Consider the following 22,834-nt stretch of genomic DNA (forward strand, 5'->3'; position numbering starts at 1 on the left):
CTGCCGACCTGCCGCCCACCGATGAATGCCGACGCCCTCGACCTGCTCGACGCCCACCTTCAGACCGCCCTCGCCGACGCGCCCGCCGAAACCCGCCGGCTGTTTCATGGCCGTGGCCGACGCTGGCCGGGGCTGGAACAACTGACCGTCGACTGGATGCAGGGCGTGGTGCTGGTGTCGTTGTTCAAGGCGCCGGCCGCCGACGAGCTGGACGTGCTGAAGCAGCGGCTGTCCCGACTGGTCGAGTCACCGGCGTGGCAGCAATCCCGCGCCCATACACTGTTGTTGCAGCACCGCTATCTGCCGGACAGCCACACCGAAGCGTTGCTGGGCGAGGTGCTGGAGGAATGGACCCTGACCGAGGGCGGCCTGCGCTATCTCGTGGATTTCGGCAAAAAACAGAACACCGGGCTGTTCCTCGACATGCGCTACGGCCGTGACTGGGTGCGGGCCAACGCGGCGGGCAAGCGGGTTCTGAATCTGTTCGCCTACACCTGCGGCTTTTCGGTGGCGGCGATCGAGGGTGGCGCGGAGTGTGTGGTCAATCTGGACATGTCCCGGGCGGCGTTGAGTCGCGGCCGCGACAACCATCGCTTGAATGGCCACGACCTGAGCAAGGTCACTTTTCTTGGCCATGAGCTGTTCAAGTCCTGGGGCAAGGTGAAAAGCACCGGGCCGTATGATCTGGTGATCATCGACCCGCCGTCCTTTCAGAAAGGCAGTTTTTTGCTGACCAAGGATTATCAGCGGGTGCTGCGCAAGTTGCCGGAGCTGTTGACCCCGGATGGCACGGTGCTGGCGTGCATGAACGACCCGCTGCTGGGCGCAGACTTCCTCATCGAAGGCGTGACCCGCGAAGCGCCGGGGTTGAGGTTTGAACAGCGCCTGGAAAACCCGCCGGAATTTGCCGATGCCGAGGAAGGGGGTGGGTTGAAGGCGTTGGTGTTTCGCCAGGGCTGAAAGGTGACCGCACGACGCGATCTCAGTAGGAGCCGGCTTGCTGGCGAATGCGTTGGGTCAGGCAATGGTGGTGTGACAGACCCACCGCATTCGCGACCGTCGTAACCTCCGATTGCTCCTACAGTTGATCTGCGTCCGACCCGGATGGTGAGAACCCGCACGAACCTGTAAGAGCGCGCTTCAGCAGTGACAACGTGGTTGAGCGCTACGCACTCAACCGCGAAATCACATCATTCAACCCCGCCGACAACACACTCAGGTCCTGACTCGCGGTCTGGGTGCGCTTGACGTTGTCCTGGTTGGTGGTGGCGATGGCGGTGATTTCAGTCAGGTTGCGGGAGATGTCTTCGGCCACTGACGTCTGCTCTTCCGCCGCCGTAGCAATCTGGCGGTTCATGTCGCGGATGGCTTCCACGGCGCTGGTAATGCGTTCCAGCGAAGAGCCTGCCAGCGCCACCTGATCAACGCTTTCCTGGCTGCGTGCCTGCCCGCTTTCAATCGCCTGGGCCGCATCCACGGCACCGGTTTGCACCGAGTTGATGATCTGGTTGATTTCCGCCGTCGAGGCCGCCGTGCGCTGGGCCAGCGTGCGCACTTCGTCGGCGACCACCGCAAAACCGCGCCCGGCATCGCCGGCACGGGCCGCTTCGATGGCCGCGTTCAGCGCCAGCAGGTTGGTCTGCTCGGCGATGCCGCGAATCACTTCGAGCACCTTCCCGATCCGCCCGCTGTCGGTTTCCAGACGACGAATGACGTTGGCGGTGTTGCTGATCTCGGTGCGCATCTGGGTGATCGCTGTGATCGTTGCGCCCATCACCTTGCTGCCTTCCTGGGAACTGCGATCCGCTTCGTCAGCAGCCTGGGCGGCCTGAGCCGCATGGCGGGCGACCTCCTGGGCGGTGGCGGACATTTCGGTCATAGCCGTCGCCACCTGGTCGGTGCGCTCGAACTGCTCGTGGGTGCCCTGGGCCATCAGCGCGGCAATCGCTTTCAACTCGCCGCCGGCACTGTCCAGGTCGGTGGTGCTGCGCTTGAGGCGCGTAAAGGTGTCGGCGAGGAAATCCCGCAGCGTATTCGCCGCGACGGCCAGACGGCCCAGCTCGTCCTGGCGGGTGATGCTGACGCGGTCACTGAACTTGCCCTGACTCAATTGCGCGACGTATTCGATCAGCATACGGATCGGGGCGACGATGTTGCGGTTGACCACCCACAGGGTCAGCACGCCCACCAGCAACGCCGAGGCGAGCATGACCAGCGTGCCGATGAGAATGGTCCGGTCAGCCGTGCTGCTGAGGATTTTCGATTGCTCGTCACTCTGTTTGCGCAGGCCGGCGACCAGGCCGGTCATCTGCTCGCTGGCGGCACGGTCAACGCCTTTGACGGCCATGTCACCGGCGACCGGGTCACCGCCGGAGGCGATGTAAGCGTCACGACCTTTGCGGTAGGCCACGCCGAGGGTGCGGTGCTCATTGCGCAGCGCATCAACCTGGGTTTTGGTCGCCGAGTCCAGCCCGTCCATTGCACTCAGGCTGCCGAGGGTGTCCTGCACCTGACGTTCCTGGTCTTCGAACTGCGCCCAGAACTTGTCGCGATCGGCTGGCTGCTTGCCCCGCAACAGCACGTTCTTCCACTCCTGCACCTGAACCTTGAATTGCAGGTTGGCCTGATCGACCAGTTGCGAGGCGTGCAACGGCCCTTCAAGCAGCCCGCGATAGGCGTGAACGTTGCTGGACAGGAACTGGAAACACGCGAGGGCAATCAGCACGACCAGCACAAGGCTGCCGCTGAGCAGCGCGAGGATCTGCGATCTCAGGGATTTCGACATACGAGGATCTCAAAAGGGAGGACAACCTGCTCCGAGGATCACCCGGAGTTTTTTTGCGGCTTGCCACATCCCTGTGCCATCGCGTCGGAGCGGTCCGAAAACGAGGCGCCTGCACAGAGTGATTCGACCCCGCGCAGGGCTTCTTGAAGGGCGGCCCGGCGGATCCGACGGACGGCTGAACAGCACCAGCGGCGAGGCCTTCAGCCCAATCAAACGGCTGTCTAAACGTGTCGAGCAGCATTCGGATGAATAGGCATAACGCAGTGATCATTCCCGCTGACCGAACACCTGGGAGGGCCTGCGCAACACCGGATCGAATGGATTGATCTTCTGGCTGATCGCCGTGGCCTCGCGCTTGAGCATGTCCACCACGGTGGGCATGCGGTCTGCACTGAGGCGGTCACTGATGGTCGCCACGCTCAACGCCGCCACCGCCCGGCCATCACGGTCGAGAATCGGCACCGCCAGCCCTGCCATGCCTTCCAGCACGCCGGTGTTGCGCGCGGCGTAGCCGGTACGCCGGACGGTGTCGATTTCCGAACGCAGCATCACTTCGTCATAGAGGTGAAAATCCCGCAGGCGCGGCAGGTTGTAGCGGATCACCGTTTCACGCTCTTCTTCCGGCAGAAACGCCAGGATCGCCAGACTGCCCTGCCCGACGCCCAGCGCCACGCGGCCGCCAATGTCGCCGGTGAAGGTGCGGATCGGGTACGGCCCTTCGCTGCGGTCAAGGCACACCGCATCGAAACCGCTGCGGGCCAGCAGAAACAACGAGTCCCCCAACGAGGCCGACAGGCGCAACAGGCTCGGCCGCACCACGTCCCGCAAGTTGCCGGACTGCCCGGCGCGCGCTGCCAGGGCGAAGAACTCCAGGCTCAGTCGATAGCGTTTGCTGCGCACATCCTGCTCGACCATGCCCTCATCCATCAGGCTGCGCAGGAGGCGGTGGGTGGTCGGCTGCGACAGCCCGACCTGCTGCGCCAGTTGCGTCACCCGTTCGCTACCGTCCGGACAATCGCCCAGCGCCCGCAGCACTGCGAACAGGCGAGAGACTGCGCCAACGCCCGTTTCTTTCTTACCCGTCTTCCGCTCAGTGGAATCCATTTAGCACCAGCCCCTATTTCTTTTCGCTGAATGAATGAATCGGAAAAAACTACTCACTCAATGAAATTGCTCGTTGAGCGCATCCTAGTCTTGGGCCTAGGATCGGTCCACAGGGCGATTTGAATAACAGCGGCAGCCGACACCGATCGAGCGCCAGCGTCCACGGCCACACGCAGCACTTCTCTTCGCATCTGCCCATAAAAAACGCACGCCTTCGGTGTGCACGAAAAAAGGTGGAACGCAGCCATGGCTTTTCTTCAACTCCAGGCACTGTGCAAGCGCTACGGCCCCGTCGATGCGGTCGTGGCCACTGACCTTTCCGTGGAGCAAGGCGAATTCGTCTCCCTGCTCGGCCCCTCCGGCTGCGGCAAAACCACCACCCTGCAAATGATTGCCGGCTTCGTTGATGTCAGCGCCGGCCGCATCCTGCTGGACGGCCGCGACATCACCCACGCCAAACCGGCCAGTCGCGGCCTCGGCGTGGTCTTTCAGTCGTACGCGCTGTTCCCGCACATGACCGTGCGCGACAACGTCGCCTTTGGCCTGAAAATGCGCAAAGTCTCCGCCGCCGACATCGAGCGCCGCGTCTCCCGCGTGCTGGAGCTGGTGCGCCTCACGCCCCATGCCGAGCGTTACCCCCGCGAGCTGTCCGGCGGACAGCGTCAGCGGGTGGCCCTGGCCCGCGCGCTGGTGATCGAGCCGCCGGTGCTGCTGCTGGACGAGCCGCTGTCCAACCTCGACGCCAACCTGCGCGAAGAGATGCAATTCGAAATCCGCCGCATCCAGCGCGAAGTCGGCATCACCACGTTGATGGTCACCCACGACCAGGCCGAAGCGCTGTCCATCAGCGATCGCGTCGTGGTCATGCAGGCCGGGCGCATCACCCAGATCGACGAGCCGTACCACCTCTACGAACACCCGCGCACGCGCTTCATCTCAGGCTTCGTCGGCAAGGCCAATCTGCTGCGCGGCGACGTCGATGCCAGCGGCGCAGCTCAGGTGCGTCATGAGCCCGGCGACGGCGAGCTGGTGCTGAGCCTGCGCCCCGAGAAAATCGACCTGGTGCCTGCAGGGACCGGCCGCCTGCAGGGGCGCGTGGTCATGCGCTACTTCCTCGGCAGCCAGTGGCTGTACCGCATCGAAACGCCCATCGGCGAAATCACCGTGGTGCGCCGCAACGATGGTGACGCGCCGATGAACGAAGGCTTCGCGGTGGGGCTGGACTGGCCGTCGGAGCTGCTGCGCGTATTGAGCGTCGATGAGGTGCGGGCATGAGTGTGCTGCGCGACACCGGACGCGGCTACTTGCTGTCGGCCCCGGCACTGGCGCTGTTTTTCGGACTGCTGTTGCTGCCATTGGCGTTGACGCTGGTGCTGTCATTCAACGTGTTCGACTACGAAGTCGGAGTCAAAAGCGGTGAATGGACGCTGGCCCAGTACGCCAATCTGCTCACCGATTCGTACTTTTACGAAATATTCCTGCGGACCTTCTGGATCAGCGCCCTGGTGACCCTGCTCTGTGTGGTGATCGGCGTGCCCGAGGCCTACATCCTCAGCCGCATGGGCACCCCGTGGCGTTCGATTTTCCTGATCCTGATCCTCACGCCGCTGCTGATTTCGGTGGTGGTGCGGGCGTTCGGCTGGAGCCTGTTGCTGGGCGCCGACGGTCTGATCAATCAGGCGATCCAGGCCCTCGGCGGGCGTCCGATCAAGATGCTCTACACGCCGTTCGCGGTGATTCTGGCGCTGGTCCACGTGATGCTGCCGTTCATGATCATCCCGGTGTGGACCTCGCTGCAGAAGCTCGACGCCTCCGCCGAGCAGGCCGCGCTGTCCCTCGGTGCGACCCAGGCGCAAGTGATGAGGATGGTGGTGTTGCCCCAGGTGATGCCGGGCGTGCTGTCGGGCACGTTGATCGTTTTCGGCCTGTCCGCGAGCTCGTTTGCCATCCCCGGACTGCTCGGCGGGAGGCGGCTGAAGATGGTCGCCACCGTCGTCTACGACCAATACCTCTCGGAACTCAACTGGCCCATGGGCGCGGCGATTGCCGTGGCGCTGCTGCTGATCAACCTGTTGGTCATGCTGTCGTGGAACCGGCTGGTCGAAGGCCGCTACAAAAAATCCCTGGGGGAATGAGCCATGTCCAAGAACGGTCCTCTGGCCCTGTCGTTTCATGCCCTGGTGGTGATCTTCATGCTGGCGCCGCTGGTGGTGGTGTGCCTGGTGGCCTTCACCCCGGAAAACACCCTCAGCCTGCCGTGGCACGGGTTTTCCCTGCGCTGGTTCAGGGCGGTGTTCGAGCGCGCCGACTTCATTCAGTCCTTCTACAACAGCCTGATTCTGGCGGTGGTCGCGGCGACCCTGGCGACGTTGATCGCGGTGCCGGCGGCGCTGGCAATTACCCGCTACCGCTTTCCTGGCCGGGATTTTCTCAACGGCCTGTTCCTGTCGCCGATCATCATTCCCCATCTGGTGCTGGGGGTGGCGATGCTGCGCCTGTTCGCGCTCATGGGGGTGAACGGCAGTTTCGTCTGGCTGATGTTCGCCCACGTGGTAGTAATCACTCCCTACGTATTGCGCCTAGTGATCGCTGCTTCCATCGGCATGGACCGAAGCGCCGAGCAAGCGGCTGAATCCCTGGGTGCCAGCCGCTTCACGCTGTTTCGCCTGATCACCTTGCCAATGATCCTGCCCGGCGTGGCCGGTGGCTGGCTGCTGGCGTTCATCAACAGCTTCGACGAAGTCACGCTGTCGATCTTCGTCACCTCGCCCTCGACCCAGACCCTGCCGGTGCGCATGTACGTGTACGCCACCGAATCCATCGACCCGATGATGGCGGCGGTATCGGCGCTGGTCATCGCCCTGACGGCGGCGACCATGATCATTCTCGACCGGGTGTATGGCCTGGACCGTGTGCTGGTGGGGAGGCATTGATGACTGTTCAGTTCACCCACCTTTGCTTCATGGAGGGCGCGCCATGGCGTTGCTGAGACGACTCGCCGAACGCGACCGCGCCGTCATCCCCTTCACCCTCGACGGTCAGCCGACCAGCGGTTTGCAGGGCGATACCTTGCTGACGGCGGTGCTGACCGCTGAGGACTCCTTGCGCGGCAGCGACTTCAGCGGCGAACCCCGTGCGGGTTTCTGCCTGATGGGCGCGTGCCAGGACTGCTGGGTGAAACTGGGCGACGGTCGCCGGGTCCGCGCCTGCTCGACGCTGCTGGAAGCCGATGTTTGTGTGAGTCGCGAGCCGGGGCGCAGCCTATGACCGCGCCGCCTCTTCAAGCCATGAGTACCGTCATCGTTGGCGCTGGACCGGCCGGGATTCGTGCGGCGCAGACGCTGCTTGCCCATGGCCTGCGCCCTTGTCTGCTGGATGAAAGCCTGCGCGGCGGCGGTCAGGTCTATCGTCGCCAGCCGGAGAACTTCAAGCGCTCGGCCAAGGCCCTCTACGGTTTCGAAGCAGGCAAAGCCGAGTCGGTTCACGCCACCCTCGATCAGTTACAGAGCGAGATCGACTACCGCCCCGAGACGCTGGTGTGGAACGCCGAAGCACGCACCCTCGACACCCTGCGCAATGGCCGCGCCGCGCAGGTGCCTTTCAAGCACCTGATCGTGGCCACCGGCGCCACCGACCGCATCCTGCCGGTGCCGGGCTGGACGTTGCCCGGCGTCTACAGCCTCGGCGCGGCACAGATCGCGCTGAAGTTTCAGGGCTGCGCCATCGGTCAGCGGGTGGTCTTCGCCGGCAGCGGACCGCTGCTGTATCTGGTGGCGTATCAATACGCCAAGGCCGGCGCGACGGTGGCGGCGGTGCTCGACAGCTCGCCCTTCTCCGCCCAGACCCGCGCCCTGCCCGCGCTGCTCGGGCAGCCGTCGACGCTGGTCAAAGGACTTTATTACCGCGCCTGGCTGACGGCCCACGGTGTACCGGTGCACCAGGGCGTTCATCTGCATGACATTCAGGGCGAGCGGCGGGTCAGCGGGGTCAGTTGGCAACAGGGCCAACAACGGAAAAACCTCGCCTGTGACGCCGTCGCCTTCGCCCACGCCCTGCGCAGTGAAACCCAACTGGCCGATCTGCTCGGCTGCGAATTTGCCTGGAGCCCATTGAATCGCGCCTGGCTGCCCACCCGCGATACCGCCGGCCGCAGCAGCGTCGAGGGGGTTTATCTGGCCGGCGATGGCGCCGGGATCATGGGCGCCGATGCCGCCGAAATGGCTGGCGAACTGGCGGCGCTGACCTTGCTCGGCGACATCGGCTACCGCATCGACCGCGCCCGCAGCATCGAATTGCAACGACAACTGGAAGCCATCCAGCGGTTTCGCCAGGGACTGGAAACCGCGTTCCCTTTCCCCGAGGACTGGGCAGCCAAGGCGCCGGACAGCCTTACGGTGTGCCGCTGCGAGGAAGTAACCGCCGGCGACATCCGTCAAACCGTGGCCGACGGTCATTGGGAGATCAACCGGGTCAAGGCCATGTGCCGGGTCGGCATGGGCCGCTGTCAGGGGCGCATGTGCGGCCTGGCCGCCACGGAAATCGTCGCTCAGGCGTCGGGGCGGGACATCGCCAGCGTCGGTCGTTTGCGCGGGCAGGCGCCGATCAAGCCGCTGCCGTTTGGCGTGGAGGCAGAACAATGAGCCTGCCCGTAGAAGTGGACGCGGTGGTGATTGGCGGCGGGATTGTCGGTGCGTCGGCGGCGCTGTTTCTCGCCCTGAGCGGCAAACGGGTGGCGTTGCTGGAGCGGGACTTCTTCGGTTCGCATTCGAGTGGTGTGAACTACGGCGGCGTGCGGCGTCAGGGCCGTCCGCTGTCGCAGCTGCCGCTGTCCCGCCGCGCCCATGAAATCTGGGGGGACCTGCGCGCGTTCATCGGCACCGACGGTGAATACGTGCGCTCCGGGCATCTCAAGCTGGCCCGCAGCGACAAGGACATGGCAGCGCTGGCCGCGTATGAGGAGGCGTCGCGCGGGTTCGGCATGGAATTGCAACTGCTTGATCACGCTCAGTTGCGTGCCCGCTTCCCTTGGGCAGGTGATGTGGCGGTGGGCGCTTCGCTATGCGCCGACGACGGCCATGCCAATCCGCGCCTTGTCTCCCCCGCGTTTGCCGCTGCCGCACGCCGCGCCGGTGCGCAGACGTTCGAGCAGGCCCACGTCAGCGACGTCGCCCACGACGGGCAGTCTTTTCGGGTGAGAACCGCCAGCGGCCTGAGCTTCCGCGCGCCCTGGCTGCTCAATTGCGCCGGCGCCTGGGCCGCTCAACTGGCCCAGCAGTTCGGTGAGCCGGTGCCGATGCGCGCCGGTCACCCGGCGATGCTGGTGACCGAACCGCTGCCGATGTTCATGGACGTCAGCACCGGCGTGGAGGGCGGCGGCATTTATGCGCGGCAGGTGGCGCGGGGCAATTGCGTGCTGGGCGGCGGCCAGGGTTTCCCGCTGGACCCGGCCACCGCGCGTCCCGGTCAGGCGGCGATTCTGGAGATCCTGCGCAACGCCGTTGAACTGTACCCGCCGCTGGCCGGTGCCCAGGCCATTCGCACCTGGAGCGGCACCGAAGGTTATCTGCCCGACCGCGAGCCGGTGCTGGGGGCCAGTTCCACCCAACCCGGCTTGCTGCACGGCTTCGGCTTTGCCGGATCGGGCTTTCAGATCGGTCCGGCGGCGGGCGAGGCGTTGGCGCAGAGGGTCTGCGTCGGGGCGTCGAACATCGATCTGAGCCCGTTCTCGATCACCCGCTTTCACTCGCAACCGCACACTTCATCGCCCGCCATCGTCGTGCCGTCCGGCACCGATAACGTCATTCCATTGCTCAGAGGAAGGTCAAACCCATGACTCACATGAAACGTGTTGCCGTGACCGGCTTGTATTGCCTGCCGCTCGCTGCTGTTCTTGCGTCGATGCCCGCACAGGCCGAACCGACGCTGTACCTGGGCATGAACGGCGGCACCATGGAGCGCTTGTACGCCGACAACGTGTTGCCGGCATTCGAGAAGGCCAACAACGTCAAGGTGGTGATCGTGCCGGGTACGTCCTCGGACATCCTCGCCAAGGCCCAGGCCAGCAAGGACAATCCGCAGATGCACGTGATGTTCCTCGACGACGGGATCATGTACCGGGCCATTTCCATGGGCCTGTGCGGCAAGCTGAGTCCGAGCGCGAGCCTGGCGGACATTCCGGCCAAGGGCAAGATCAAGGAAGAAGCGGTGGCCGTGAGCCTCGGTGTCACGGGGCTTGCCTACAACACCAAGATGTTCAAAGACAATGGCTGGAGCGCGCCGACGTCCTGGGCCGACATGGCGGACCCCAAGTACAAGGAGAAGCTGGTGTTTCAGTCGCTGGCCTCCTCCACCTTCGGGCTGCACGGTTTTCTGATGTTCAACCGGTTGCAGGGCGGCAACGAAACCAACGTCGAGCCGGGTTTCAAGGCGTGGCCGAAGACCGTGGGGCCGAACGTGCTTGAGTACATCGCCAGCTCGGCGAAGATCTCGGAGATGGTGCAGACCGGCGAAGCAGCGCTGTTCCCGCTGACGCCGACCCAGGTGACCGCGCTCAAGCTCAAGGGCGTACCGGTGGAATACGCGCCGCCGAAGGAAGGCGGTGTGGTGTTGAACGTGGCCGAATGCACCATTGCCAACAACGACCAGCCGGAACTGGCCCAGAAGCTCGCGGCCTTCCTCCTGACCCCGGAAGCCCAGGCCCCGGCCCTGGAGATGGGCGACCAGATCCCGTCCAACCCGAAAACCCCGACCACCGACAAGACCCGCGGTCAGGTGGAAGCGATGAACAATTACCTGGAAACCGCCGTGACCATCGACTGGGATCAGGTCAACCAGGTCCGCCCGGAATGGAACGCCCGCTGGAGCCGCTCGATCGAGCGATAGGAGTGATTTAAGTTGGACCGCTTGGCCGGCAAAGCGTCGGAGCCTGTGGGACCGCGGTCCCACTAACCGACCGCGATCCAACAGTGGGACCGGCTTTAGCCGGTCTCTGACCCGGAGCGTCGCAAATCACACCACATGTGCACCTTCGACACGTACTGATCTCCCACCGCCACCGCGTACGGCTCGACACCAAAAGGGACAAACCCCATCCGCTCATACAAGTCCTGCGCGCCGCGATTGCCTTCGGTCACGGTCAACTGGACAAGCAGCAGCTGTGGCTGGCTGCGGGCATAGGCCAATACGCTGCTGACCAGTTCATGCCCGACACCTTTCCCCCGATGCGCGTGGGGAACGTACATCCCGAACAACGTGGATTTATGGCGAGCTTTCTTCCTGCTTTCAACGGAAAGGCCGGCAACCCCCAGCACGTTCCCGTCTTCAACGGCGCCGAACACCACCTCCGTCGCGTCAGGCCCAACCACGAGCCGCTTCTCCCACCAACTGATCGGCAAGGCCTCACGCTCGCCGACGTCGGAGGTAAACGCATCAGGATGAAGGGCGTACGCTTCGAGCATCAGGGCTCGGTAAGCGGAGGCATATTCCGGGGTCAGTCGCTGAATGGTGGTGGTCATCGAAGTCACGCTGCAGGGTTGAGGGCTGATTATGTGTGTCAGCCCGCGTGACGACTACCGCCCGCGCCCGGAATAAACAGACACCCTCTCCGTTGGCACACGTTCGGTCACGCATCGGCGCGCAGCACGCGGTGAAATACCGGGTTTTCACGCCGGCTATTGCAAAAACACTGCTCATCGCTGCAACCTCCACGGTTTGTGCGGCTCAGACTATTTCGCGACAGGTAAAATCGCGCACCGTGGGCGCGTCAGTTCGAGGGAGATTTCCATGCGTTTCAGATCATTCATCCAGTGTCTCGCTGTTGTGCCCCTGGCGCTGCTGATGGCAGGGACGGCCGCGGCCAGCGAAGAAACGCAGCTGATCCAGTCCATCAATACCTACCGCAGCCAGGCCCAGCCTTGCGCCAATGTGGCGTCGACCGAGCTGCCACCGCTCAACATGGACCCGCGCCTGAACCTGCCGGCCAGTGGCACGGTGGATCTGCAGCCGATGCTGGCCCGGGCGTCGTATCCGATGGTCAGCGTCCAGGCGATCACCCTCTCGGGCCCTCGCGACGCGCAATCGGCCATGACGGCGATTCAGGAAAGTTTTTGTCAGGTGGTGCTCAACCCGCAGTTCGTCGACATCGGCGTCAGCCGCAACGACCGCGACTGGCGCATCGTACTGGCGCGCCCGCTGCTGGCAGGCGGGTTGGGGAATGCCCAGGCCGAGGGCCAGAAACTACTGGGGCTGATCAATGAAGCGCGCAAGCAACCGCAGCAGTGTGGCGCTCAGTCGTTTTCCGCCGCCGCGCCGCTGGTGTGGAACGACACCCTGATGAGCGCAGCCGAAAGCCATTCGCGCTCCATGGCCAACAACAATTATTTTGACCACAAAGGTCGCAACGGCGGGACGCCGGGGGATCGCGCGGAGCTGGCCGGGTATATCGGCCAGCAGATCGGCGAGAACATTGCCGCCGGGCAGGACAATGCGCGCAAGGTGGTCGAAGGCTGGCTCGCCAGCCCCGGCCATTGCGCCAACCTCATGAACCCGCAGTTTCATGACCTGGGCGCGGCTTACGCCACCGACCCGAAAAGCGACGCCGGCATTTACTGGACGGCGATGTTCGGGGTGCAGTAAACCTGCCACCTCGCTAACGGACCTGGCACCGGCGTACGCTTGTTAGCCCGAAAGCGTCGCCGACCCCGGCACCTCCTGCGGTTCAGTGTCCGCCTGCGTGTAATGCCGTCGATGGGCCAGCGCCTGGCCCTGTTCATCGAACAGATGGCAACGATGGCCCTGCACACCGACGCGCAGCAATTGCCCCGCCTTGACCGCCGACATCCCCTCGCCCTTGACCATCAGATCATGGCCCTCGTCGGTTTGCGCGTGGGTAAACGTCTCGCCGCCCAAATGCTCGACCACCAGGGTTTTCACCGGAATCTGCGCATCGCCGTCGCCCCGATCCGACAGGTGCTCTGGACGCAGGCCCAGGGTCAATGACTCACCCGCCTTCACCTGCTCGCCCGTCACCGGAACCCATAACAACTCGCCGCCCGGCAGGCTGACCTGGACGCCTTCTGCACTGACGGCGACCGCCGTGACCGGCAGAAAACTCATCTGCGGCGAGCCGATGAAGCCCGCGACGAAACGGTTGCATGGATGGTGATACAGCTCCAGTGGCGACCCCACCTGCTCGATGCCGCCCTTGTTGAGCACCACAATCTTGTCAGCCAGGGTCATGGCTTCGACCTGGTCATGGGTCACGTAGACCATGGTCGCCTGCAGGTCGGCGTGCAGCTTGGCGATTTCGATGCGCATCTGCACGCGCAGGGAGGCATCGAGGTTGGAAAGCGGTTCGTCGAACAGAAACACTTCCGGCTCATGGACGATGGCGCGGCCGATGGCAACGCGCTGACGCTGCCCGCCGGACAGGGCCTTGGGCTTGCGGTCGAGCAGCGGTTCGAGCTGCAAGATGCGCGCGACATTGCGCACCTTGGCTTCGATCTGGTCTTTGGGGGTCTTTTGCATTTTCAGCCCGAAGGCGATGTTGTCGTAGACCGACATGTGCGGGTACAGCGCGTAGGACTGGAACACCATGGCCACGCCACGATCGGCGGGCTCCAGGTAGGTCACATCGCGAGCGCCAATGCGAATCTGGCCCTGGGTGATGCTCTCCAGGCCCGCGATGCAGCGCAGCAAGGTGGACTTGCCGCAGCCCGAAGGCCCGACGAAGACCACGAACTCGCGGCTCTCGATGCTCAGGTGGATGTCATGCAAGACCTTGATCTCGCCATAGGCTTTCTCGACGCCACTCAAACTGAGCTCAGTCAAAATCGTATCCCCTGAATTATTGTTGTTTGGGCATCTTTTACCGCAACGGTGCAGTGATTTGACAGCAATGTATTTTGTCCTACGATCATTTGTAATTCGGAAATTACAAATGTCAAGGAACCCGCCCGTGTCGGTTATCCACCCTGTGCACTGAACGCAGAACCGATCGCTTCACCCCATGACACTGCGACACATCTGCCCCGCGTAACCCTCACCCACAACAATAATGAGGTCACGTAAATGAAGAAGCTGGTTTGGAATGCCCTCGCCCTGTCGATCGCGCTGGGTTCCGGCGCCGCGCAGGCCTGGACGCTGGAAGAGGCCGCCGCACCGTACAAAGGCACCGAAATCAAGGCGATTTTCCTCGACCGTCCCGGTTACGCCGCCGCCATCAAACTGCTGCCGGAGTTCGAAAAGAAAACCGGTATCAAGGTCAGCTACGAAACCGTCCCTTACGAGAATAGCCGCGAACGCGAGGTGTTGAGTTTCACCTCCGGTGAGCAGCTCGACGTCGTGCTGACGGACGTGGTGTGGATCGGCGAATTCGCCGGCAACGGCTGGCTTGAACCGGTCACCACCTTTACCCAGGACGCGAAGCTCGCCGACCCGGACCTCAAGCTGGAAGGCTTCTTCCCGATTCTGCTGGAGTCGTTCGGCAGTTGGGACAAACAGACCTACGGCCTGCCGTTCGATAACTACTCCGGGCTGCTGTTCTACAACAAGTGCATGCTCAAGGATGCCGGTTTCGACAAGCCGCCGGCCACGTGGGACGAACTGCTCAAGGACTACGCGCCCAAGCTCACCGACAAGACCAAGGACCGCTACGCCTACGCCCTGCAATCGCGACGGGGTGAGACGCAATCGGCGGACAGCTTCGTGCGCTTCCTCTGGCCGTTCGGCGGCTCGCTGCTGGACGACAAGTTCAAATCCAATCTCAATTCCAAGGCGTCCCAGCAAGGCCTGCAATTCCGGCAGGACCTGATGAAGTACATGCCGCCGGGCATCGTCGACTACGACCACAACGAAGCAGTCAACGCCCTCGCCCAGGGCAAAGTGGCGATGATCACCGAATGGTCGGCTTTCTACGGCACTCTCGCCGACCCGACCAAATCAAAGATCACCGATTGCCTCGCGGTGGCCACCGAACCCAAAGGCCCGGCCGGTCTGAAGCCGGCACTGGGTGGTTTCTCTCTGGGCGTGAACGCCAAGTCCGACGACAAGCAAAAAGCGGCAGCGTGGCTGTTCATTCAATGGGTCACGTCCGAAGCCATGGCCCGGCCGTACCTGGATGCCGGTGGCGTGAGCGGGCGCATGTCGGTGTACAAGGACGCCGACGTGCAGAAAAAATACCCGTTCGTGCTGCCGATGGTGACCTCGTGGGAAGGCGGCGTGCCTGACTACCGCCCTCGTTTCCCGCAATGGCCGGAGATTTCCGAAGTGGTCGGCGAAAACGGCACGGCGATCATGCTCGGCAAAACCAGTGTGGAAGCCGGCGCCAAGGCAATTGGCAGCAGGATGGAGGAGATTCTGAAGAAGGCCGGGTATTACGACGGCAAAGCGAAGCTATTGAAGTAATACCCCACCTGTAGGAGCGCGCTTGCCCGCGATTGCAATGTGTCTGCGACATGTCCAGGTCTGACATACCGCAATCGCGGGCAAGCGCGCTCCTACAGGGGCTCGGCCGTCTGTCCCTGATCGACTCGAGACTCACCCCCATGACCCACAAGAAAAAACCACCCTTCCCGACCCTGTGGAACAACACCCGCGCGGCCTTTGCCTTTCTCGCGCCGGCCACCGTTGCCCTGGCGCTGATCGGCATCTTTCCGACGGTGTTCGCGCTGGTCAACTCGTTCCGCCAGTACAACCTGGCACGGCCAAAAGACGCGACGCCCTTCATCGGCTTCGACAACTACCTCAATGTGCTCAATGACGCCTCGTTCTGGGCCGCACTGGGGCGAACCGGCCTGTTTCTCATCACCGTGGTGCCGATCCAGCTGGCGCTGGGGCTGATCATCGCGCTGATGCTGCACAAGCCCGGCCTGTCCGGGTTCAAACTGCTGGCGCGCATGAGCCTGGTCATCCCGCTGGCCACCGCGCCCGCCGTGGCCGGGCTGATTGGCCGGCTGATCTTCAACCGCGATTTCGGGGTGGCCAACGCCCTGCTCTCATGGGTCAATGCCGGGCCGGTCGAATGGCTGGGCGACACCACCAACGCGTTCATTGCCGTGGCGCTGATGGACATCTGGCAGTGGACGCCCTTCTGCGCGCTGGTGCTGCTGGCGGGGCTGACCATGGTCCCCAATGAAATCGAAGAGGCCGCGCGCCTGGAAACCCGCAGCCGCTGGCAGATCGTGCGTTACGTGCAGCTGCCGTTTCTGTTGCCCAGCGCGACGGTGATTCTGATTCTGCGCACCGCCGACATCCTCAAGATGTTCGACACCGTGTTCACCATGACCCGCGGCGGGCCCGGCGCGGCGACCGAACTGGTCAGCGTGTACATCCAGCGTATCGGCTTTCGGGTGTTCGATCAGGGCGTCGCGTCGGCGCAGGCGATCCTCATGCTGATCCTGACCATCGTACTGGCCCGGCTGTACATCAAATTCGTTTATCGGGAGATCTGACATGGCCACCGTTGCGACTGCGAAAACCCCGGCCACCCCAGCCTTCGTTCGCCCACGGGCCAGCGTCAATGGCTGGCACCTGGTCGGCCTGCTGGCCATCTTCCTGTTCGCGGTGTTTCCGTTCTACTGGATGGTCGCCACCAGCCTCAAGACCCAGGCAGAGGCCCTTGCCTCGCCGCCGATCTGGGCGTTCACGCCGCACCTGGATAACTACGTGAAAGTGCTGTTCGAGCGCGACGTGTTGCACAGCCTGGGCAACTCGCTGATCGTCGCGGTCTGCACCACGGTGCTCGCTGTCGGCCTCGGTACACCGGCGGCTTACGCGCTGGCGCGGTTCGAATTCAAGGGCAAGGAAGACCTCTGGTTCTGGTTCATCACCAACCGCATGCTCAGCCCCATCGTCGTGGCACTGCCGATCTTTCTGATGGCGCGCAACATGGGCCTGATCGACACCCATCTGGTGCTGATCCTGATCTACCTGACCTTCAACCTGCCCATCGTCGTGTGGATCTGCACCGACCAGTTTCGCGGCGTGCCGAAGGACCTGGACGAAGCCGCGCGGCTGTCGGGAGCGTCCCGCTTCACCATCTTCTGGCGCATCGCCCTGCCCCTGGCGATGCCGGGGGTGGCGGTGTCGGCGATCTTTTCGTTCATCTTTTCCTGGAACGAGCTGCTCTATGCCCTGGTGCTGACGCGCAATACCGCCCGGACCGCGCCGGTGACCGCCACCAGCTTCATGAGCGGCTACGACTTGCCCTGGGGCGAGATCATGGCCACCGGCACACTGATCGTGTTCCCGGTGATTATTTTCGCGCTGATGGTATCCAAGCATCTGGTACAAGGGCTGACCATGGGCGCCGTGAAATAGACGCCCCGCTTTACCGGCCACAGTAAGGACACCGCCGTGCAAAACCATCACCCGGACACCACCGCCATCACCGAACCGGTGAACGCCGAGGATCAGTTCAACATCCGCATCGCCTGGTCCTATTACGTCAACAACATGACCCAGCAGCAGATCGCCGACCGGCTGGGCATCACCCGCGTGCGGGTCAACAAGGCCCTGGCGACGTGCCGCGAAACCGGTGTGGTGCAGATCCGCATCACCTCGCCGCTGGCCGCGTGCATCGAACTGGAAGAGCGTCTGCAGGACCGCTTCGGCCTGCGTCGCGTGACCGTCGTGCCCTCGCCGGATGACCCGTCGAGCATCTTCCGTGTGCTCGGCGTCGGCATCGCGCCAAGCATCGAGCAATACCTCGTCGACGGCAGCATCGTCGCCGTGGGCTGGGGCCGCACACTGCGCCAGGCGGTGCGGGAACTCTCGGCACGGGCGCTGCCGAACCTGACCGTGCTGTCGCTGCTCGGCGGCCTGCATTACGGCTCGGCCAACAACACCGTGGAGATCGCCTCGAGTTTTGCCGGGCTGTTCGGCGGCTCCTGGTACTACCTCGCCGCGCCGGTGTTCGCACCTTCGGAGCAATACCGCGACATGTACCTCGAAGAAGCCTCGGTGCAAGCCGTGCTCGGCAAGGCGCGGCAGGCCGACCTGGCGTTGCTCACCGTCGGTGACTTGAGCGAGCGCTCACTCATGCTGGAACTGGGCCTGGTCAACGATGAGGACGCGCGCTCGCTGCGTGCCGCCGGTGCCGTGGGCGATCTGCTCGGCCGCTGGCTGGACCGCGACGGCATCGAAGTCAATCACCCGCTGAATCGGCGTGCGGTCTCGCTGGACCTCGAAGACCTGCGGCGGATCAAGAAGGTCGTGCTGGTTTCCGGCGGGCCGTACAAGGCCGACATCATTCGCGCGGTGCTGCTGCGCAATTTCGTCCATGAACTGGTCATCGATGAAAGCGCGGCGCGGCAACTGCTCGATGACAACCCATTATGACGACTGCCGGATTCCCGGCTAAAGCCGGTCCTACCTTCCCTTCTGGAGCGATCGCGATGGCCCATCATGACTTTAACGGCAAACGGATTCTGGTCACCGGCGCGGGGAAAGGGATTGGCCGGGAAACCGTGCAGTGGCTGGAGCGCTGCGGCGCCCAAGTCATCGCCATGGGGCGCAATGCTGAAGATCTGGCCTACTGCGCGCACTCAGCGCTAGCGGACCTGGCCGACGTCAACGCGACCCGCGCGGCCGTGACCTCGGTGTTGCCCATCGATCTGCTGGTCAACTGCGCTGGAGTGGTTGAACTCGAGTCTTTTCTCGACACCTCGGTCGAGACCTTCGATCACTTGATGGCGGTGAACACCCGGGCGCCCATGGTCGTGGCGCAAATCGTGGCCCGCGACCTGATTGATCGCGGCGTACCGGGCGCCATCGTCAACGTCTCAAGCCTGGCCGCAGCGGTCGGCACCCCGGACCATCTGGCCTACTGCGCGTCGAAAGCCGCGCTGGATGCCATGACCCGGGTAATGGCCGTCGAACTTGGCCCCCACGGCATTCGGGTCAACAGCGTGAATCCGGTGGTGACGCTGACGCCGATGGCGGACAAGGCCTGGAGCGACCCGGTCAAGGCCGGCGCGATGCTGTCGCGCATTCCCCTGGGCCGTTTCGTACAGCCCGGGGAAATCGCCGCGACCATCGCCTTTCTGCTCAGCGACGACGCCGGCATGATCAACGGCGTGACCCTGACCGTGGACGGCGGTTTCAGCGCAGGCTGATGCCCGCGCCTAAGGCCTGGCTCAGCCCCACAAGGTGCGGCCAAAGAAGGTCAGCGTGCGGTCCATGGCCAACTGCGCCCAGACCGGATCGTATTGCGTGCCCGGAATCCGGCCAGGTCCTACGGCTTCTTCGTTGGCGAAGGCGTGGTGGGCCAGGTAGCGGTGGAATTCCAGGTCGACGCCGCCTTCGCTGAGTTTGGCTTCCAGCTGATCGACGCCCTCCGCCGGGAAGAATTCATCCTGGGTGCCCCAGTGCGCCTGCACCGGCACCTTGATCGCCGCAGGGTCGAGGAACTCCAGCGGCGGCATGCCGTAGAACACCACGCCGGCGGACAGCTCGGGGATGAAGTTGAGTGCCAGCAGGGTCAGCGCGCCGCCCATGCAAAACCCGGTGACACCGACTTTCTGGCTGTGGCCCTTGAGGTATTGCACGGCACCACGAATGTCCTGGGTGGCGGCGTCGGCGAAGTCGAGTTTATCCATCAGGTGGTGGGCTTCTTCTTCCTCGACCGTCATTTCACCACGGTACAGATCAGGCACGAGCGCCAGATAACCGCACGCCGCAAGACGATCGGCCACGCCACGGATCTGATCATTGAGGCCCCACCATTCCTGAATCACTACCACGGCGGGTGCGCCTTCGGTCTTGGCCGGGCTGGCCAGGTAACCACTCAACTCTTTGCCGTCCGGGCGTTTGAACGTGATGGTCTTGCCCGTTGCCTGTGTCGATGCGTGAGTCATGGGGTTCTCCGGAGAAGAAATTCGGTTGGATTGACAGCGTGAGACGACTGACCGTCAGTTCTACGACAGCAACGCGACGCTGAACAGCGCGACGCGCATGAAATTAATGACAGGTTCGGCGTGGACCCCGTTCAACCGTTCTGCAGATCCGTGCCCAGGGCAGCGCCGGGGATGTCTCGGCAACGCTCGTCACGGGGGGCCGAGCGATGTTCGCGCAGCTGCTTTTTCAGCGTGGCGGCCGAGGGCGCATAAAGGAAGCCAAACGACACGCTGTTGCGTCGGCCTTTGACCGCGTGGTGCATCAAATGCGCGTGGTAGAGGCGTTTGAGGTAGCGACTGCGCGGCCGGGGTCGCGCAGGCCAGTGGCGATGGACCATGCCGTCGTGAACCAGCACGTAAATCAAGCCGAACGCCGAAACGCCGGCGCCCACCCATTGCAACGGGTCATGGCCGCTGTTGCCGGCGACGATCAGCGCAATCGCCACCATGGCCAGGGCCAGCAGATAAACATCGTTGGTTTCGAACGCGCCGAGCTGTTCTTCATGGTGGGACTTGTGCAGGCACCAGCCCCAGCCGTGCATCACGTACTTGTGGGCGAGAAAGCCGACCCCTTCCATGGCGACAAGGGTGAGGAGAAAAATCGTGAAGTTGAAGATCATAGCGTCGGGAGGGCCGATGGGTCTGGACGTCGCCGTGCAGCATACCGGGGTCACGGGAAATTTCCAGATTCGCGCTCACAACGTTTGCTTTCCTGACCAACCGATGTAAAAAATGGCCCCATGGGTGAGCGTCTCGAACGCTTACTGTATTCGTGCCCTGCCCCCTCGCGGCGCCCGGCACCGCTTTCAAGGAATCAAGAATGGCTCCAAGACACGTCATCAACGCTTCGGTCAGCCCCAAGGGCAGCCTGGAAACACTGTCGCAACGTGAAGTCCAGCAGCTCAGCGCCGCAGGCTCCGGCAGCATTTACACCCTGTTCCGCCAGTGCGCCCTGGCCATCCTTAACACCGGCGCCCATGTCGATAACGCGAAAACCATTTTAGAGGCCTACCAGGACTTCGAAGTGCGCATTCACCAGCAGGACCGTGGCGTGCGCCTCGAACTGCTGAACGCCCCGGCCGACGCCTTCGTTGACGGCGAGATGATCGCCAGCACCCGGGAAATGCTCTTCAGCGCCCTGCGCGACATCGTCTACACCGAGAGCGAGCTCGACAGCCAGCGCATCGACCTGAGCAGCTCCCAGGGCATCACCGATTACGTGTTCCACCTGCTGCGCAACGCCCGCACCCTGCGCCCCGGCGTGGAACCGAAGATGGTGGTGTGCTGGGGCGGCCACTCCATCAACACCGAAGAATACAAATACACCAAGAAAGTCGGCCATGAACTGGGCCTGCGCAAGCTGGACATCTGCACCGGTTGCGGCCCGGGCGTGATGAAAGGCCCGATGAAGGGCGCGACCATTGCCCACGCCAAGCAGCGCATCACCGGCGGCCGTTACCTGGGCCTGACCGAGCCGGGCATCATCGCCGCCGAAGCGCCGAACCCGATCGTCAACGAACTGGTGATCCTGCCGGACATCGAAAAGCGCCTGGAAGCCTTCGTGCGCGTCGGCCACGGCATCATCATTTTCCCGGGTGGCGCAGGCACCGCGGAGGAGTTTCTCTACCTGCTCGGCATCCTCATGCACCCGGACAACCAGGAGTTGCCGTTCCCGGTCATCCTGACCGGCCCGAAAAGCACCGCGCCGTACCTGGAGCAATTGCACGCGTTCGTCAGCGCGACCTTGGGCGAAGAAGCCCACAAGCATTACCAGATCATCATCGACAACCCGTCGGAAGTGGCGCGGCAGATGACCCTTGGCCTGGCGTCGGTGCGCCAGTTCCGCCGTGACCGCGCCGACGCGTTCCACTTCAACTGGCTGCTGAAGATCGAAGAGAGCTTCCAGCGTCCGTTCGACCCGACCCACGCCAACATGGCCAGCCTGCAACTGCGCCGCGACCTGCCGCCCCACGAACTGGCGGCGAACCTGCGCCGGGCGTTTTCCGGGATTGTGGCGGGCAACGTCAAGGACAAGGGCATTCGCCTGATCGAGGAACACGGCCCGTATGAAATCCACGGTGACGCCGAGGTGATGCAGCCGCTGGACAAGCTGTTGCAGGCCTTCGTCGAGCAGCACCGGATGAAGCTGCCGGGCGGCGCGGCCTATGTGCCGTGTTATCGGGTGGTTTCATAACGCTGTATCCGCCTGTGGTCATACTTCAGGCGCCACACCGCACCACCCTGTGGGAGTGAGCTTGCTCGCGAAGAGGCCTGATCGGCCAACGCATATCTGGCGGTAGTGAAACCGCCTTCGTGAGCAAGGTGGAGCGCCACCCGGTCACTCCCACATGAACCACATTGTTCTTAAGACCTGCATCTCCCCCCGAATTCCGGAATCGCCCCATGATCCACATCCGCCCCATGACCGCCGACGACTTCGCGGTCTTCTGGCCCACCTTCCAGGCCGTGGTGCTGGCGCAGGAAACCTACGCCTACGCCCCCGACCTGACCTTCGAACAAGCCCGGCACCTGTGGCTGGAATACCCGCTGCACACGTTGATCGCCGAAGAAGACGGCGTGCTGCTGGGCAGCTATTACCTCAAGGCCAACGCCGCAGGCCCCGGCAGCCATGTCAGCAACTGCGGCTACATGGTCACCCCGGCCGCGCGGGGTCGTGGCGTCGCGCGCCTGATGTGCGAGCACTCCCAGCAGTTGGCGCTGGACAGCGGCTTCTCGGCCATGCAGTTCAACTCCGTAGTGGCCACCAACGACGTCGCCGTCGCGCTCTGGCAGAAGCTCGGTTTCGAGATCGTCGGCCGTCTGCCCCGCGCTTACCGCCATGCCCGGCTCGGGCTGGTGGATTGTCTGGTGATGTACAAATGGCTGGCCGACATGCCGGCCTCGCGCAAAGCCAAAAGCCCGTTGCTGATCGGACGCAAGAATATCGAGTCGGTCATCTCCCGGCCCCGGCGCAAGCCCACTGACGGGCCTGCCTGATCTTTTCGGAAATCGGGAACCACCTGCCCCCTGATGCCACTCACCCTGCAAAGCA

The 22,834-nt window shown here is 63.6% G+C and carries 22 protein-coding genes; 16 read left to right on the plus strand and 6 right to left on the minus strand.

The window, feature by feature from the left end; all coding sequences use genetic code 11:
• Nucleotides 1–21 precede the first annotated feature (21 nt).
• Complete coding sequence (locus ACQKEN_RS12150) at nt 22–960, plus strand: class I SAM-dependent methyltransferase (RefSeq protein WP_427685714.1); 939 nt, start codon at nt 22–24, stop codon at nt 958–960.
• 205 nt (nt 961–1,165) lie between these two features.
• Here the strand turns inward: ACQKEN_RS12150 and ACQKEN_RS12155 are convergent, their stop codons facing one another.
• Together ACQKEN_RS12155 and ACQKEN_RS12160 are read right to left on the minus strand one after the other, a co-directional pair.
• The gene (locus ACQKEN_RS12155) at nt 1,166–2,785 is read right to left on the minus strand and encodes a methyl-accepting chemotaxis protein (RefSeq protein ID WP_427685716.1); all 1,620 of its coding nucleotides are present in this window, start codon (nt 2,783–2,785) and stop codon (nt 1,166–1,168) included.
• A 267-nt stretch (nt 2,786–3,052) separates the two neighbouring features.
• Nucleotides 3,053–3,889: an IclR family transcriptional regulator gene (locus ACQKEN_RS12160; RefSeq protein WP_427685717.1), complete on the minus strand. Its 837-nt coding sequence runs from the start codon at nt 3,887–3,889 to the stop codon at nt 3,053–3,055.
• A gap of 246 nt (nt 3,890–4,135) precedes the next feature.
• Between ACQKEN_RS12160 and ACQKEN_RS12165 the strand changes: the two genes are divergently transcribed.
• Genes ACQKEN_RS12165 through ACQKEN_RS12195 form a run of 7 tightly spaced genes read left to right on the plus strand, consistent with a single transcriptional unit; the run spans nt 4,136 to nt 10,771 of the window.
• On the plus strand, nt 4,136–5,164 hold the full coding sequence (locus tag ACQKEN_RS12165; RefSeq protein WP_427685719.1) for an ABC transporter ATP-binding protein: 1,029 nt from the start codon (nt 4,136–4,138) through the stop codon (nt 5,162–5,164).
• On the plus strand, nt 5,161–6,024 hold the full coding sequence (locus tag ACQKEN_RS12170) for an ABC transporter permease (protein WP_427685721.1): 864 nt from the start codon (nt 5,161–5,163) through the stop codon (nt 6,022–6,024). The genes ACQKEN_RS12165 and ACQKEN_RS12170 overlap by 4 nt, the downstream gene beginning before the upstream one ends.
• A gap of 3 nt (nt 6,025–6,027) precedes the next feature.
• A complete protein-coding gene (locus ACQKEN_RS12175) occupies nt 6,028–6,822 on the plus strand; it encodes an ABC transporter permease (protein WP_122535809.1) in 795 nt (264 codons plus the stop codon).
• Nucleotides 6,823–6,865: 43 nt separating this feature from the next.
• Nucleotides 6,866–7,156 carry a (2Fe-2S)-binding protein gene (locus ACQKEN_RS12180; RefSeq protein ID WP_427685724.1) on the plus strand — a complete coding sequence of 97 codons (291 nt, stop codon included), beginning with the start codon at nt 6,866–6,868 and terminating at the stop codon, nt 7,154–7,156.
• A complete protein-coding gene (locus tag ACQKEN_RS12185) occupies nt 7,153–8,529 on the plus strand; it encodes an FAD-dependent oxidoreductase (protein WP_427685726.1) in 1,377 nt (458 codons plus the stop codon). The genes ACQKEN_RS12180 and ACQKEN_RS12185 overlap by 4 nt, the downstream gene beginning before the upstream one ends.
• The gene (locus ACQKEN_RS12190; protein WP_427685728.1) at nt 8,526–9,722 is read left to right on the plus strand and encodes an NAD(P)/FAD-dependent oxidoreductase; all 1,197 of its coding nucleotides are present in this window, start codon (nt 8,526–8,528) and stop codon (nt 9,720–9,722) included. Before ACQKEN_RS12185 ends, ACQKEN_RS12190 begins: the two co-directional genes overlap by 4 nt.
• Complete coding sequence (locus tag ACQKEN_RS12195) at nt 9,719–10,771, plus strand: ABC transporter substrate-binding protein (RefSeq protein WP_427685730.1); 1,053 nt, start codon at nt 9,719–9,721, stop codon at nt 10,769–10,771. The genes ACQKEN_RS12190 and ACQKEN_RS12195 overlap by 4 nt, the downstream gene beginning before the upstream one ends.
• A gap of 95 nt (nt 10,772–10,866) precedes the next feature.
• Here the strand turns inward: ACQKEN_RS12195 and ACQKEN_RS12200 are convergent, their stop codons facing one another.
• Complete coding sequence (locus tag ACQKEN_RS12200; protein WP_427685732.1) at nt 10,867–11,403, minus strand: N-acetyltransferase family protein; 537 nt, start codon at nt 11,401–11,403, stop codon at nt 10,867–10,869.
• Nucleotides 11,404–11,725: 322 nt separating this feature from the next.
• Here ACQKEN_RS12200 and ACQKEN_RS12205 point away from each other — a divergent pair, with 322 nt between their 5' ends.
• Nucleotides 11,726–12,523 (plus strand): CAP domain-containing protein, encoded by a 798-nt coding sequence (locus ACQKEN_RS12205; protein ID WP_427685777.1) that lies wholly within the window; start codon nt 11,726–11,728, stop codon nt 12,521–12,523.
• A gap of 42 nt (nt 12,524–12,565) precedes the next feature.
• Here ACQKEN_RS12205 and ACQKEN_RS12210 read toward each other — a convergent pair whose 3' ends face one another.
• Entirely contained in the window at nt 12,566–13,717 is a 1,152-nt protein-coding gene (locus ACQKEN_RS12210; RefSeq protein WP_427685734.1) for an ABC transporter ATP-binding protein, read from the minus strand.
• A 240-nt stretch (nt 13,718–13,957) separates the two neighbouring features.
• Between ACQKEN_RS12210 and ACQKEN_RS12215 the strand changes: the two genes are divergently transcribed.
• The 5 genes from ACQKEN_RS12215 (at nt 13,958) to ACQKEN_RS12235 (ending at nt 19,002) form a co-directional block, all read left to right on the plus strand.
• On the plus strand, nt 13,958–15,292 hold the full coding sequence (locus ACQKEN_RS12215; protein WP_427685736.1) for an ABC transporter substrate-binding protein: 1,335 nt from the start codon (nt 13,958–13,960) through the stop codon (nt 15,290–15,292).
• Nucleotides 15,293–15,432: 140 nt separating this feature from the next.
• Nucleotides 15,433–16,338: a carbohydrate ABC transporter permease gene (locus tag ACQKEN_RS12220; RefSeq protein WP_427685738.1), complete on the plus strand. Its 906-nt coding sequence runs from the start codon at nt 15,433–15,435 to the stop codon at nt 16,336–16,338.
• A gap of 1 nt (nt 16,339) precedes the next feature.
• Nucleotides 16,340–17,206 (plus strand): carbohydrate ABC transporter permease, encoded by an 867-nt coding sequence (locus tag ACQKEN_RS12225; protein ID WP_427685740.1) that lies wholly within the window; start codon nt 16,340–16,342, stop codon nt 17,204–17,206.
• A gap of 36 nt (nt 17,207–17,242) precedes the next feature.
• Nucleotides 17,243–18,226: a sugar-binding transcriptional regulator gene (locus tag ACQKEN_RS12230; protein WP_427685742.1), complete on the plus strand. Its 984-nt coding sequence runs from the start codon at nt 17,243–17,245 to the stop codon at nt 18,224–18,226.
• 56 nt (nt 18,227–18,282) lie between these two features.
• Nucleotides 18,283–19,002: an SDR family oxidoreductase gene (locus ACQKEN_RS12235; RefSeq protein ID WP_427685744.1), complete on the plus strand. Its 720-nt coding sequence runs from the start codon at nt 18,283–18,285 to the stop codon at nt 19,000–19,002.
• Between the two features lie 21 nt (nt 19,003–19,023).
• Here ACQKEN_RS12235 and ACQKEN_RS12240 read toward each other — a convergent pair whose 3' ends face one another.
• Together ACQKEN_RS12240 and ACQKEN_RS12245 are read right to left on the minus strand one after the other, a co-directional pair.
• The gene (locus ACQKEN_RS12240; protein WP_427685746.1) at nt 19,024–19,743 is read right to left on the minus strand and encodes a dienelactone hydrolase family protein; all 720 of its coding nucleotides are present in this window, start codon (nt 19,741–19,743) and stop codon (nt 19,024–19,026) included.
• Nucleotides 19,744–19,874: 131 nt separating this feature from the next.
• A complete protein-coding gene (locus ACQKEN_RS12245; RefSeq protein ID WP_427685779.1) occupies nt 19,875–20,402 on the minus strand; it encodes a sterol desaturase family protein in 528 nt (175 codons plus the stop codon).
• 200 nt (nt 20,403–20,602) lie between these two features.
• On the opposite strand from ACQKEN_RS12245, the gene ppnN reads away from it, so the two are divergent.
• Both ppnN and ACQKEN_RS12255 read left to right on the plus strand, forming a co-directional pair.
• Nucleotides 20,603–21,976 carry a nucleotide 5'-monophosphate nucleosidase PpnN gene (gene ppnN / locus ACQKEN_RS12250; protein ID WP_427685747.1) on the plus strand — a complete coding sequence of 458 codons (1,374 nt, stop codon included), beginning with the start codon at nt 20,603–20,605 and terminating at the stop codon, nt 21,974–21,976.
• 209 nt (nt 21,977–22,185) lie between these two features.
• Entirely contained in the window at nt 22,186–22,779 is a 594-nt protein-coding gene (locus tag ACQKEN_RS12255; RefSeq protein WP_427685748.1) for an N-acetyltransferase family protein, read from the plus strand.
• Nucleotides 22,780–22,834: the final 55 nt, after the last annotated feature.

The sequence above is a fragment of the Pseudomonas sp. NPDC078416 genome (genome assembly GCF_050268485.1).
In the GTDB taxonomy this organism is placed as follows: Bacteria; Pseudomonadota; Gammaproteobacteria; order Pseudomonadales; family Pseudomonadaceae; genus Aquipseudomonas.

What these genes read in the sequence shown, in the direction of transcription:
- ACQKEN_RS12150 (WP_427685714.1), top strand. Translation starts at nt 22, where the DNA reads ATGAATGCCGACGCCCTCGACCTGCTCGACGCCCACCTTCAGACCGCC.
- ACQKEN_RS12155 (WP_427685716.1), bottom strand. Translation starts at nt 2,785, where the DNA reads ATGTCGAAATCCCTGAGATCGCAGATCCTCGCGCTGCTCAGCGGCAGC.
- ACQKEN_RS12160 (WP_427685717.1), bottom strand. Translation starts at nt 3,889, where the DNA reads ATGGATTCCACTGAGCGGAAGACGGGTAAGAAAGAAACGGGCGTTGGC.
- ACQKEN_RS12165 (WP_427685719.1), top strand. Translation starts at nt 4,136, where the DNA reads ATGGCTTTTCTTCAACTCCAGGCACTGTGCAAGCGCTACGGCCCCGTC.
- ACQKEN_RS12170 (WP_427685721.1), top strand. Translation starts at nt 5,161, where the DNA reads ATGAGTGTGCTGCGCGACACCGGACGCGGCTACTTGCTGTCGGCCCCG.
- ACQKEN_RS12175 (WP_122535809.1), top strand. Translation starts at nt 6,028, where the DNA reads ATGTCCAAGAACGGTCCTCTGGCCCTGTCGTTTCATGCCCTGGTGGTG.
- ACQKEN_RS12180 (WP_427685724.1), top strand. Translation starts at nt 6,866, where the DNA reads ATGGCGTTGCTGAGACGACTCGCCGAACGCGACCGCGCCGTCATCCCC.
- ACQKEN_RS12185 (WP_427685726.1), top strand. Translation starts at nt 7,153, where the DNA reads ATGACCGCGCCGCCTCTTCAAGCCATGAGTACCGTCATCGTTGGCGCT.
- ACQKEN_RS12190 (WP_427685728.1), top strand. Translation starts at nt 8,526, where the DNA reads ATGAGCCTGCCCGTAGAAGTGGACGCGGTGGTGATTGGCGGCGGGATT.
- ACQKEN_RS12195 (WP_427685730.1), top strand. Translation starts at nt 9,719, where the DNA reads ATGACTCACATGAAACGTGTTGCCGTGACCGGCTTGTATTGCCTGCCG.
- ACQKEN_RS12200 (WP_427685732.1), bottom strand. Translation starts at nt 11,403, where the DNA reads ATGACCACCACCATTCAGCGACTGACCCCGGAATATGCCTCCGCTTAC.
- ACQKEN_RS12205 (WP_427685777.1), top strand. Translation starts at nt 11,726, where the DNA reads ATGGCAGGGACGGCCGCGGCCAGCGAAGAAACGCAGCTGATCCAGTCC.
- ACQKEN_RS12215 (WP_427685736.1), top strand. Translation starts at nt 13,958, where the DNA reads ATGAAGAAGCTGGTTTGGAATGCCCTCGCCCTGTCGATCGCGCTGGGT.
- ACQKEN_RS12220 (WP_427685738.1), top strand. Translation starts at nt 15,433, where the DNA reads ATGACCCACAAGAAAAAACCACCCTTCCCGACCCTGTGGAACAACACC.
- ACQKEN_RS12225 (WP_427685740.1), top strand. Translation starts at nt 16,340, where the DNA reads ATGGCCACCGTTGCGACTGCGAAAACCCCGGCCACCCCAGCCTTCGTT.
- ACQKEN_RS12235 (WP_427685744.1), top strand. Translation starts at nt 18,283, where the DNA reads ATGGCCCATCATGACTTTAACGGCAAACGGATTCTGGTCACCGGCGCG.
- ACQKEN_RS12240 (WP_427685746.1), bottom strand. Translation starts at nt 19,743, where the DNA reads ATGACTCACGCATCGACACAGGCAACGGGCAAGACCATCACGTTCAAA.
- ACQKEN_RS12245 (WP_427685779.1), bottom strand. Translation starts at nt 20,402, where the DNA reads ATGATCTTCAACTTCACGATTTTTCTCCTCACCCTTGTCGCCATGGAA.
- ppnN (WP_427685747.1), top strand. Translation starts at nt 20,603, where the DNA reads ATGGCTCCAAGACACGTCATCAACGCTTCGGTCAGCCCCAAGGGCAGC.
- ACQKEN_RS12255 (WP_427685748.1), top strand. Translation starts at nt 22,186, where the DNA reads ATGATCCACATCCGCCCCATGACCGCCGACGACTTCGCGGTCTTCTGG.